Raw genomic sequence first — 11,373 nt, 5'->3', positions numbered from 1 at the left:
CCTCTCCTTTCTTACGCTTTTTGTGTGCCTAAGTCTGCCAGCACATCTAAAATTTCTTTATAAAATTCTTCACGTGTACCCTTGCGGTGAATTTCTTTATATAACTCACCATCTTGGATAAATAAAATACGTCGGCAATAACTTGCACTATACGGATCATGTGTAACCATCATAATAGAAACACCTTGTTCTTCATTTAAGTTTGTCATCGCATCTAACAAACTTGTTGCGTTTTTGGAATCCAGCGCTCCTGTTGGCTCGTCACCTAAAATAATGGCTGGTTCATGTACAAGTGCACGTGCCGCCGCTGAACGTTGCTTTTGTCCCCCAGATACTTCAGATGGATATTTTTGAAGAATCTCTGAAATTCCTAGCATTTCCGCTACCTTCTCTACTTTCGGTCCAATCTTTTTTGAAGGAACCCCTTGCAGTGAAAGAGGCAATGCAATATTTTCATAAATTGATAGGTTTTCTAGTAAGTTAAAGTCTTGAAATATGAAGCCTAATTTTTGTGAACGGAAATCAGATAATTCCCCCTGCTTCATTTTCGTAATATCTGTACCTGCAATTTCAACAACGCCGTCCGTCGCTTTATCTAATGTTGAAATAACATTCAATAATGTTGTTTTTCCAGAACCAGAAGGTCCCATAATCCCAACAAATTCACCTTCTTGAATGGAGAATGATACACCCTTTAATGCATGTGATTGACTTTCACCTTTTTTACCGTATACTTTTTGAACATTCTTTACGTCTACAACTGGTGTTTTCATATAAATCCTCCTGTACTTTGTTTTCCTGTTCCTATTTTGCTCTTTTAAAGCATTTCCTGCCATAGATTAAACTTACATTTATCTTACAATTTTGTAAGATATATAAACGGCTCCATATGTTACATGTAAACACGTAGCATATGGAGCCGCTTGTTATTTTAAGATATATATTTTCATTTCACGTAATAAAGTTACATTATTTTACCATAACGAACATAAAAGAGGCTGAACTCATATAAGCTCAGCTTCTTTCATTTTATCCTTTTAAAACAAACTCATTACCTTCGTTATCTTTAAAAATGGCAAATGTACCCCATGGCATTTCATTTGGCTCTTGTGTAAATTCCACACTATTTTTCTTCATTGTTTCATATGTATCTGTCATATTTTCCGTTACAAATACAATCGATGCTTTTAGTTCATTTGCATTTTTCATCATTGATTTTGGATAAATAACTAGGTGAGAACGTGTATCTTTCGGTCCTACTTCAATCCAACTTGCATTTGGCCCCATTGGATCATTACGGTATACTTCAAATCCCGCTTTCTCTGTCCAAAATTGTAGTGCCTTTTGCTGGTCATCTACGTACACGGCTACTGTGCCGATATGTACAATCATGTTTCATTCCTCCGCTCTGTGATATTCGAGCATTATTATAATACATCTCTCGTACGTATGAAAAAGAAAGCAAATTTCCATAAGAAATAAAACCAGGTCATATTTCGACCTGGTTTATTCTGATTGCTTTGATTTTTGTGGTTGGCCTTTTTTACGATTTCTTTGCTTTGCTTGTACTACTGGATCTAATTCATTTGAAAACTCAGCATTATGTCCGTTTTGTGTTTTTTGCTCTGGGTTATTTTGATCTGAACGCTTTGCCATCCTTATCGCTCCTTATTAATGCGGTGTAATAATCATTTGATGTTGTAATTGTCGTATTGCCATACGTGCACGATTCAGCTGTTCACGTTGTTCATCATTTGCATAGTGCTGCATCGTTTGCATCTCATTGTAAGCTTGTTCTAATTGAAGCTGCGCATCAGAGTAGTTCATTTTATTGTAATGCTCTTGTCTCATTCCAATGTCCAATTGTTCTTTTGCATATTCCATTGCTTGATGTGCATTTTGGATGCACGCTTCCAGTGATTCACGCTCTGCCATGATTGTTCCTCCTTACCAATATTTCTCCTTTAGCTTGTCCGTTCTATATGAACCTTATGAGTATGTTATAATGATTTTTGCTCATATCTTTGAGGAGGAATAACTATGAAGGTCCAAAATCCTTTCCCATATTCAAACGACAATAAACGTTACCATACGTGGAACTACCATCTACGCGGGCATTTCGGCGAGAAAATCTTTAAAGTTTCTTTAGATGCTGGATTTGACTGCCCAAACCGTGATGGCACAGTTGCGTACGGTGGCTGTACATTTTGTAGTGCGGCTGGTTCCGGAGACTTTGCCGGTGACCGCCGTGATGATGTTGTTACGCAATATCATGAAATGAAAGAAAAAATGCATACGAAATGGAAAGATGGTAAGTGTATTGCCTATTTCCAAGCTTATACGAATACACACGCTCCTGTTGAGGTGTTAAAAGAAAAATTCGAACCACTTTTAAAAGAAGACGGCGTTGTCGGTCTTTCTATCGCTACCCGGCCAGACTGCTTACCTGATGATGTTGTCGAATATTTAGCTGATCTAAATAAGCGTACGTACCTTTGGGTCGAGCTTGGCTTACAAACCGTACATGAACGTACAGCGCTTTTGATTAACCGCGCTCACGATTATCCTTCTTATGTAGAAGGTATAAATAAACTTCGTAAGCATAACATTAACGTGTGCTCACACATCATTAACGGTCTCCCTCTTGAAGACTATGACATGATGATGGAAACAGCGCGCGAAGTGGTAAAACTTGATATTCAAGGAATTAAAATTCATTTGCTACACTTATTAAAAGGAACGCCTATGGTGAAGCAATATGAAAAAGGACAACTACAATTTCTATCTCTTGAGGATTACGTAAATCTCGTTGTTGACCAGCTTGAAATCATTCCATCAGATGTCATCGTACATCGCATCACAGGTGACGGTCCACCTGACTTAATGATCGGTCCGATGTGGAGCTTGAACAAGTGGGAAGTATTAAATGCAATTGATGCTGAATTTGTACGCCGCGGCAGCTGGCAAGGTAAATATGCAAATGAGGTGAAGACAGTATGAAATTAGAACGCATCTTACCTTTTGCCCGCACGCTGCTAGAACGAGCGGTGAAAGAAGGAGATTACACTGTTGACGCAACGCTCGGCAACGGACATGATACGTGCTTTTTAGCAGAGCTTGTCGGCGAGAATGGAACAGTATTTGGCTTCGATATTCAAGAAGAAGCAATTACCAATTCAAGCACACGGCTGCAAGAAAAAGGACTGACTGAGCGTGCCGTTCTTATTCATGATAGCCACGATACATTAACAGCCGTATTACCAGAAGACGCAAAAGGAAAAGTAACAGGAGCTATCTTTAACTTAGGCTATCTTCCTGGCGGTGATAAAAACATCGTCACAAAACCAAACTCAACTCTTTCTGCCTTGCAGCAGTTATTAGAAGTTATGGCACCAGAAGGAATTATCATTCTTGTCATTTATCACGGACATCCTGAAGGACAAATAGAACGCGATGCCGTTGTCAAATTTGCCGGGCAGCTAGATCAAAAAGAAGCACACGTACTGAAGTACGAATTTATGAACCAACAAAATAACCCGCCGTTTATTATTGCGATTGAAAAGAGATAAAGTGAAACTTCCATCAGTGACGCTTTTCTCACTGATGGAAAGCCCGCCCAATCGGGCTTTTACGGGCAGTTTTCTTCCCCGTGCATACCCACTTTACTGCCCGTTAATGCGGGATAAAGCGCCTGGCCAATATATCGGCGACTTTTGAAATATATCGGCGCTTCGACACAGGATAAAGACCCTTCGACAAATTACAGCATGAATACACCTACCAAAATACGTGCATACTGCGCGTATTTTTTATTGTCTAAGAAGGATTCTTTCATACGAAACAAGAATTTCTATATTCGAATTAAAACAAAGGGGATGAACAACCATGATTGGAATACTAGCTGGAATGGGGCCGAAGTCTACTGGGCCATTCGTTGATAACGTAGTAAAGCAATGCCAAGAAATTTATGGTGCGAAAGATGACATGGACTTTCCTCATATGATGATTTATTCATGTCCAACACCGTTCTATATCGATAAAGCTATTAATCATGAAGATATGAAAAGAGCAATTATAAACGGGGCACAAAAACTTGAAAGTACAGGTGTCGATTTTATTGCTATGCCATGTAATACTGCACACCTTTATTTTGATCAACTGCATAGTTCCATTTCAATTCCACTATTAAATATAGTCGATGAAACAATAAAAGAAATACCTTATCACGTAAAAAAATTAGCTCTTTTAGCAACTGATTCGACCGTTCAATCTGGTATATATCAAGAGGGATTTTTGAAACGTGGTATACAATATATTCAAAAAAATAGCTGGCAAACTGCTATCAATCAAATTATATATAAAATAAAAATAGGACAACTAAACGAAGCGAGTCAATCGTGGAATACACTATGCTCAGAATTAACTGAAACTGTCGATGCTGTTGTCATAGCATGTACAGATTTAAATGTCATATTAGAAACAAAACAAAATCATCTTTACGTTGTAGATTCCTCTACATGTCTTGCCAAAGCTATTGTAAATAAGTATTTAGCTTATCAAAAATCTAATTGAACAAAAGGAGCCCTCATACAAAAATATGAGCGCTCCTTAATTCGTTTCTTCTTGATGTTTTAAAAACCAGATATCCACAATAATAACAACTGCTAATACCGCCTGCATGATGTAATCTACAGTTGTTGGCCCACCTGCTTTTATCAGCATATTATAAATGCCAAGTACAAATGAAATAGAAAGGCATACTAATAACGAAACTTCGGTATTATCATATAACTTTTTAAAGAATTTTTTCATTTTAGCACCTCCGCATCTATATTTTACCATATAAATACGAAGGTGCTAAATAAATCCAATGAGGAACTAGGAAGAGATAATCCTCATAAAAAAACGAGCGGAGCTGCCTCCTACCTCTGTAGAATACAGCTCAGCTCGTTTTCATCACTGTGCTATCTTCTTGCGATACATCCTTCCATTCCAATAGAAAAAGCGCGAAGTAAAGCCGCCGTATTTCACAATGCGCCGTGCCATGTGTTGCATTTCTTTTTGCTGTGACACTTTCTCGTCTGATAAATAAATTCCAAGCAACCCGCGGCTTATGAGGCGATGAAATTTCATATGTGGCAGTTGTTCCAAGCTTCTTTCTGCTTCTATTACAAAATGTTTCAATCTCTCAAGAGTTGCTTCTTTATTTTCATAGTAACTACAAAAATTTAAATCTCCGCCAATACGATCTTCTTCTTGGTCAATGAAATAATCAAGTAAAATATGTAATCCTTGTACATAAGGAAAATACCCTTGTTTAATTTTCATAATATCATCGTCTGTTAATTCATCATGGAATGCATATGCTACAAGACAGAAAATACCTAGCGTAGAACCTGCACAAGCTGAAAATTCAAACCAGCTCATTGGCGGAACTTTTTCACGATGCGCTGCAAACCACGTTTTCAAGCGATCTTCTCTCTCTTCTTGCTTTACATGTTTATGAATTTGCAAATCACAGTAATAACAAGCAAGTTCATGAAGAATCGGGGCAATCTTGTTATAATGCTTCGTCTTTGCAAGCACTTCTTGACAAGTTGCTACAAGTTCATCTAAATAACCACCGTCATCTTGATCATCACGGTAACGATAATAGTTGCTTCCTTCGCTTCCTGGTGTTAGCGCCGCAAGCATTGACTCATGGAGCGCTGCAAAATCCTTTGGATCAAGTGATGTACTACGGTCGCATAAATTGTCCAAATAATCACTAATCGTTTGGTACGCTACAATGAATCGAATACATTCCTCGCGATGTTCATCGGCAAGCAGCGCTAAAATGCTGCCGCCTTCACAGTGAAATGTTTTATGCTCAATGCTCGCTAACGCTTGATTATGAAGTTCATCATTCGGAATATGGTAGGCGCGTTCTTTCCACATTGCGAGCTCATGGTGTACAACCGGAAACACATCTCGGTATACTTTCGCCATGAGCGTTATGGGGTTACTCGGTACTTTCACTTCGTTCTTCATCTCCTCTAAATGAATATGGTCAAATACTTTTAAAATATATACTGGTAATTATTTATTTTTGTTTCCTAAATTAAATGCGTTTCCACAAATGATTTTGCATATGCAAAAATATCATCTTTCTCATACTCATTAAATAGCTCATGATAACAGTTTGGCCATTCTTTATATGCTTTGTCACTAATTTTCAGACTATCAAACCAGCTACAGACACGTGTTTTATCTACAAGTTTATCCTCACACGCCTGCATTAGCAAGAGCGGTACGTCTGGAAATTCATTTCGTTTTTCATGTGCAATTTCTACCGCTTTAATTAACTCACTATACCAACGAACTGATACTTTGCGCAAGAACAATGAGTCATTTTCCATTGCATCGCGAATTTCATGATTACGTGTCGCCATTTCGACTGTAATATTCGAATTAAATTGCATTTTCGGGGCTACAGCATTTAGTACTTTCGCAATGGTACGAAGCGGTAGTTTCGGCATTGATAACACTCCTAAGCACGGCGAAGTCAAGATTACTCCTTGCACATCCATTTTCGTTTCTTGCAGCACGCGAATAACTATTAACCCTCCCATACTATGTCCATATAGGAAAAGGGGCAAGTAATATTTTTTCGCTTCTTTAATCCATGTCTTTACTTCTTCTATGTATTCATCAAATGACGTAATATGTCCTCTATTTCTTGAAGTTGTTCCGTGCGCAGGTAAATCTCCCATCACAACATGAAAGCCAAGATAGCGCCACATGTCTGCAAGTGCCTCGTAACGTCCATGATGCTCCATTGCACCATGTACCATAACTATAACACCTTTTGCCTCTTCCGCTTCATAATTCCACATAAAATTCCTCCATTTCACTCTATTTCATAATTTGCTACACTAATATTAGTTTCTAGGAGAGGAAGGTTACTTATATGATTTATCCTTACAAAGACAAACATCCGAAAATTGCTAATAGCGCATTTATCGCTGACTACGTCACAATTACAGGTGATGTTACAATTGGTGAAGAATCAAGCATTTGGTTTAACACTGTCATCCGTGGAGATGTTTCTCCAACGATTATCGGAGACCGGACCAATATACAAGATCAATGTACACTTCATCAAAGTCCAAAGTACCCGCTTATTTTAGAAGATGATGTTACAATTGGACATCAAGTCATTTTACATAGCTGTACAGTGAAAAAAGATGCATTAATTGGCATGGGGTCCATTATTTTAGACGGAGCTGAAATTGGTGAAGGTGCATTTATCGGTGCCGGCAGTTTAGTACCGCAAGGAAAGAAAATCCCGCCAAATACACTTGCATTCGGTCGTCCGGCCAAAGTAATCCGTGAACTAACGGATGAAGACCGTGAAGATATGGCTCGCATTCGTCGTCAATACGTCGAAAAAGGACAATATTATAAAAGTTTACAAACGAAATAAAATTTTTAGCTGCCACCTGAAACGGCAGCTTTTTCTTCGTAAAACTCTACATTTTCTTTACAAAACCTTAGTATTCCCTCAATAAAATTTCATTAAAATAAAAGTGAGACTTCAGTTAGGAGGAGAAGTTTGATGAAAACTAGACCCATTAGCTCCTTATATAAAATAGAGTGCTACATCTTCAAAGGAATTAATCGCTATTTCGAGCGTAAAACATTAAACATCTTTTTTCGCACCATTACACATATGGGCGGTGCAACCTTTACAATCTCTCTTATTATATTCTTACTTGTTCTCACAAACGGATCTTTACGAGGCATAGCAATTGCAAGTGCTATTTCCCTTGCGATTAGTCATATTCCTGTGCAAATTTTAAAAAAGTTTTATCCGCGAAAACGTCCTTATTTAACCATTCATAATGCAAAGTATCCGACGAATCCATTAGCGGATCATTCTTTTCCATCTGGACACACGACGGCTATCTTTTCTGTGATTATCCCTTTTCTATTATATGAACCAAGCATAACATTTTTGCTACTTCCAGTGGCAATTAGCGTGGGCATTTCGCGTATTTATCTTGGCCTGCACTATCCATCTGATGTACTCGTTGGCATGTGTCTCGGGACAATAGCCGGCATTGTTTCTTATTATCAATTCATTCCACTTTTTATATAGAAGAAGGAGGGAATCTGATGAAGATTGCCATCTTTACAGATACGTTTACACCGCAAGTGAACGGTGTTGCCAAAACACTCGATCGTTTTACACAGTATTTGCAAAAACAAAATATTGCTTACTCTGTATTTGCCCCGCATCATACAACGGAAGATCACTTCGTTACCAACGTCAATAAAATGAAAAGCATCCCGCTTAAACTGCTCTATCCAGAATGCCGATTAGCATTTCCAAATCCACGTTTCATCAAAAAAGAACTCTTTCAATTTCAGCCGGATCTTATCCATGTCGCAACCCCCTTTAACATGGGGCTTTGCGGTATGTATTACGCAAAAAAACTGAACATCCCTCTCGTCGGCTCATATCACACAGATTTTGATGCATATTTACAATATTATAAAATTGAATTCTTCTCCAAGATGTTATGGAATTATTTAAAATGGTTTCATAGCGCTCTGCAAAAAACATTCGTTCCTTCTCTTGAAACGATGCAACAACTACAGAAAAAAGGCTTCCAAGACTTATATCTTTGGGGCCGAGGAGTAGATTGCAATCTATTTCATCCTCATTACGATCAAGACGCATTTCGAAAAAAATATAGCATCACATCACCGTACATCCTCTCTTACGTTGGACGTTTAGCTCCTGAAAAAGATATTGAAACCTTGCTGGTATTAATAAAACAAACAACAAAAAAACGACAAAATGATATTCATTGGCTAATCGTCGGAGATGGCCCTTTCGCTGGTGAAATAAAAGAAATAATGACAGAAAATATAACATTTACTGGATATTTACAAGGAGATGAATTAGCTGAAGCATATGCTTGTTCAAATATTATGGTATTCCCATCCCCAACAGAAACATTCGGAAACGTCGTCTTAGAATCGCTGGCATGCGGCACACCGGTTATCGGTGCAAACGCAGGCGGTGTGAAAAACATTATTACAAACGGAGCAACTGGTCTTCTTTGTGAGCCGAAACAAATAGACTCTTTTTTATCTTGTATTTATACATTGCTTGATCATCCAATAAAGCGTGAGTATATGGGGCAACAAGGTAGAAATTACGCTTTAACACAAAGCTGGGATGAAATTTTCAACGACCTTGTTATGCATTATGAAGATGTAATTCAAAACCGAAAAGCGGAAATGCTGGCGTAATCTCACTCTTGTTGAGCTAAACATATGGAAGTTTAACTTAAGATTGAAACTTCTATCAGTGGGAGGAATCCCATTAGCGGAAGCTTCAATCTTAAAATTTTTGAAGAAATCTTACTACCCGTTAATACGAGCTGAGTGTATCGTATTTAAAATTGAAGTTTTATTTGTAGTAAACAACAAATAAGCTTGTTTTTTAGTCCTAATCAAAATTCGATCTGTTGTCCCTTGCGGCATTCCGATTCGAATAGCTTTCGCTTCTTTTCCACCATAAGTGTCATCTTCAGTAACCTCAATAATTTCCTTCAATGGAATACGAATTTTTGCTAATTGCCATTCAATCATTAATTCTTCATCTGCTTTCGTAATTTTAATTCCTGGCATATGATCAAGACCTTTCTTTTTATTCATCCCATAACAAAAAATGAGAATATATTAAAAATTTTACATTATTAACAAAAAATAAAATATGCAATTATGCATATTTTCCAAAGTAATTATTGTATTATAATTATTTTATGTACCAAAGATACCGAGGTGGATATACATGAAATTCAAAGTAAAGCAAAATCCTTTTCATATGCTTATACTTTTACTGACTATTTTCTTTTTTATTGCACTATTTTTCATACAAGAAACGAATAATATTTACTTAAGTTGTATGATTTTGTTAAACATAATCAACTTTTTATTTGTTTATAAATCTACTTACACAATCACTGATGAATCACTCATTATTAAATATTATTTCACAAACACCGAAATCCCTTTTAATGATCTCCAACATATGAAATACTACGGAAAACCATTGGATTCAAACAAATGGACAAGACAGCGATTAGAAATTATGTATGGTTTATTTGATATAATAACAGTTTGTGTGCCGCAAGACGAGGAGACATTTATTCGTTTATTAAAAGAAAAATGTCCTAATATAAAGATAATAAATAAACCTGCTAATTAATAGTTTTAGTAGGTTTATTTATTACAAAATAGTCACTTTTCTTCTATTACAAGTAACCGTTTCTCTGACTTTACAAACCATAAACCAATAAAAATAACGAGCCCGCCAATCAATTGTTGTAAAGATAATTGCTCTCTTGCCCATATTGCTGCAAATAAAACCGCTACAAACGGTGTAATGTACATATATACCATCGTATGTGATGCACCAATTTTTTGAATCCCAACGTACCACATCACAAGCCCAAATACAGTAACAAGAAAAATGGAATAGAGTAACGAAAACCATGTACTGCTGTGCTCGATCGCAAAAGGTAACTGAACAATTTGCCAACCGCTCAATAATACAAGCGGCACCGCACCAATTGCTGAAGCCCAGGCCGTTACGCGCAAAGCAGAATACCTTTTCATAAGCGGCGTTGCTAAAACAGGATACAATCCCCAGCAAATCGAAGTAATGAGCCCAATTGCATTACCATAAAAAGATTGCACAAGAGAATGCCCTGCAAGTAATACAAGTGCCGCTCCGATACACGCAATAACTGATCCAACAAGTTTACGTGATGAAAACTGCTCTTCTTTCAAAAATACAGCAAACATCGTCGTAAAAATGGGAGAAATCGAGATTAATAACGATGCATTTGTTGCAGACGTATATTGAATCGTCTCCATAAATAACGTTTGATACAGCGTAATCCCAACCATGCTAACAAAAATAAGTCTTATCATATCTTTCCATGCAATATAAAGCGATTTTTCTATGTAAAACGTTAGCAACAATAACAGCGGTGCCGCAGTAACCATGCGAATGGCTGTAAATTGGATTGCAGTTAATTCTACGAGTCCGTATTTTCCGATTGTATAATTGACGCCCCATATGATAACAACACATAAAAGCAGTAATTCAATTCCCCATCTTTTCATATATTTCCCCCGCTATATCCGATACTTTACTCCATTAATTTTCGAGACATATGCTGTAACTCCTTCTTACTTGCAAAATTCCTACTTTTCTCATTGAATTTTAGTTTTTTTACGTATGCATAAAAGAGGAATATACATATGAATACAGACAAACAACTATCTCAATATCATGGAAAGCAGGGATTC

General features: G+C 37.2%; 16 protein-coding genes. 7 read left to right on the top strand and 9 right to left on the bottom strand.

The genetic code is table 11. The features are described 5' to 3' along the window. Nucleotides 1-11 precede the first annotated feature (11 nt). From WAZ07_RS00150 to WAZ07_RS00135, 4 genes are all read right to left on the bottom strand, one after another. On the bottom strand, nt 12-773 hold the full coding sequence (locus WAZ07_RS00150) for an ABC transporter ATP-binding protein (protein WP_336470837.1): 762 nt from the start codon (nt 771-773) through the stop codon (nt 12-14). 256 nt (nt 774-1,029) lie between these two features. Then, nucleotides 1,030-1,392, bottom strand: a complete 363-nt coding sequence (locus WAZ07_RS00145) for a VOC family protein (RefSeq protein ID WP_336470836.1) — start codon at nt 1,390-1,392, stop codon at nt 1,030-1,032. 114 nt (nt 1,393-1,506) lie between these two features. Then, the gene (locus WAZ07_RS00140) at nt 1,507-1,656 is read right to left on the bottom strand and encodes a hypothetical protein (protein ID WP_003208774.1); all 150 of its coding nucleotides are present in this window, start codon (nt 1,654-1,656) and stop codon (nt 1,507-1,509) included. Between the two features lie 15 nt (nt 1,657-1,671). Further along, nucleotides 1,672-1,935, bottom strand: a complete 264-nt coding sequence (locus tag WAZ07_RS00135; protein WP_090919392.1) for a YtzC family protein — start codon at nt 1,933-1,935, stop codon at nt 1,672-1,674. 105 nt (nt 1,936-2,040) lie between these two features. On the opposite strand from WAZ07_RS00135, the gene mnmL reads away from it, so the two are divergent. The 3 genes from mnmL (at nt 2,041) to WAZ07_RS00120 (ending at nt 4,572) form a co-directional block, all read left to right on the top strand. Next, nucleotides 2,041-3,000 (top strand): tRNA modification radical SAM protein MnmL/YtqA, encoded by a 960-nt coding sequence (mnmL, locus tag WAZ07_RS00130; protein WP_336470835.1) that lies wholly within the window; start codon nt 2,041-2,043, stop codon nt 2,998-3,000. Beyond that, nucleotides 2,997-3,569 carry a tRNA 5-(aminomethyl)-2-thiouridylate-methyltransferase MnmM gene (gene mnmM, locus WAZ07_RS00125; protein WP_336470834.1) on the top strand — a complete coding sequence of 191 codons (573 nt, stop codon included), beginning with the start codon at nt 2,997-2,999 and terminating at the stop codon, nt 3,567-3,569. Before mnmL ends, mnmM begins: the two co-directional genes overlap by 4 nt. Before the next feature lie 316 nt (nt 3,570-3,885). Further along, entirely contained in the window at nt 3,886-4,572 is a 687-nt protein-coding gene (locus tag WAZ07_RS00120) for an aspartate/glutamate racemase family protein (RefSeq protein ID WP_336470833.1), read from the top strand. Between the two features lie 36 nt (nt 4,573-4,608). Here the strand turns inward: WAZ07_RS00120 and WAZ07_RS00115 are convergent, their stop codons facing one another. The 3 genes from WAZ07_RS00115 to WAZ07_RS00105 all read right to left on the bottom strand — a co-directional run bounded on the left by WAZ07_RS00115 (nt 4,609) and on the right by WAZ07_RS00105 (nt 6,875). After that, entirely contained in the window at nt 4,609-4,812 is a 204-nt protein-coding gene (locus WAZ07_RS00115; protein ID WP_336470832.1) for a hypothetical protein, read from the bottom strand. Between the two features lie 144 nt (nt 4,813-4,956). After that, a complete protein-coding gene (locus WAZ07_RS00110; protein WP_139207761.1) occupies nt 4,957-6,018 on the bottom strand; it encodes a tetraprenyl-beta-curcumene synthase family protein in 1,062 nt (353 codons plus the stop codon). 77 nt (nt 6,019-6,095) lie between these two features. Then, nucleotides 6,096-6,875: an alpha/beta hydrolase gene (locus tag WAZ07_RS00105; RefSeq protein ID WP_336470831.1), complete on the bottom strand. Its 780-nt coding sequence runs from the start codon at nt 6,873-6,875 to the stop codon at nt 6,096-6,098. Between the two features lie 74 nt (nt 6,876-6,949). On the opposite strand from WAZ07_RS00105, the gene WAZ07_RS00100 reads away from it, so the two are divergent. From WAZ07_RS00100 to WAZ07_RS00090, 3 genes are all read left to right on the top strand, one after another. Continuing rightward, complete coding sequence (locus tag WAZ07_RS00100) at nt 6,950-7,465, top strand: gamma carbonic anhydrase (protein ID WP_336470830.1); 516 nt, start codon at nt 6,950-6,952, stop codon at nt 7,463-7,465. Nucleotides 7,466-7,597: 132 nt separating this feature from the next. Beyond that, nucleotides 7,598-8,140, top strand: coding sequence for a phosphatase PAP2 family protein (locus tag WAZ07_RS00095; protein ID WP_336470829.1), 543 nt, complete (start codon nt 7,598-7,600; stop codon nt 8,138-8,140). A gap of 17 nt (nt 8,141-8,157) precedes the next feature. Next, nucleotides 8,158-9,303 (top strand): glycosyltransferase family 4 protein, encoded by a 1,146-nt coding sequence (locus tag WAZ07_RS00090; protein ID WP_336470828.1) that lies wholly within the window; start codon nt 8,158-8,160, stop codon nt 9,301-9,303. A gap of 114 nt (nt 9,304-9,417) precedes the next feature. Here WAZ07_RS00090 and WAZ07_RS00085 read toward each other — a convergent pair whose 3' ends face one another. Then, nucleotides 9,418-9,684, bottom strand: a complete 267-nt coding sequence (locus WAZ07_RS00085; RefSeq protein ID WP_336470827.1) for a SunI/YnzG family protein — start codon at nt 9,682-9,684, stop codon at nt 9,418-9,420. A 163-nt stretch (nt 9,685-9,847) separates the two neighbouring features. Here WAZ07_RS00085 and WAZ07_RS00080 point away from each other — a divergent pair, with 163 nt between their 5' ends. Continuing rightward, entirely contained in the window at nt 9,848-10,264 is a 417-nt protein-coding gene (locus WAZ07_RS00080; protein ID WP_336470826.1) for a PH domain-containing protein, read from the top strand. 32 nt (nt 10,265-10,296) lie between these two features. On the opposite strand, the gene WAZ07_RS00075 is transcribed toward WAZ07_RS00080, so the two are convergent. Beyond that, on the bottom strand, nt 10,297-11,187 hold the full coding sequence (locus WAZ07_RS00075) for a DMT family transporter (protein WP_336470825.1): 891 nt from the start codon (nt 11,185-11,187) through the stop codon (nt 10,297-10,299). Nucleotides 11,188-11,373 lie beyond the last annotated feature (186 nt).

The sequence above is a fragment of the Bacillus bruguierae genome (genome assembly GCF_037104725.1).
In the GTDB taxonomy this organism is placed as follows: domain Bacteria; phylum Bacillota; class Bacilli; order Bacillales; family Bacillaceae_G; genus Bacillus_A; species Bacillus_A bruguierae.
This window is presented reverse-complemented; position numbering and strand designations above follow the sequence as displayed.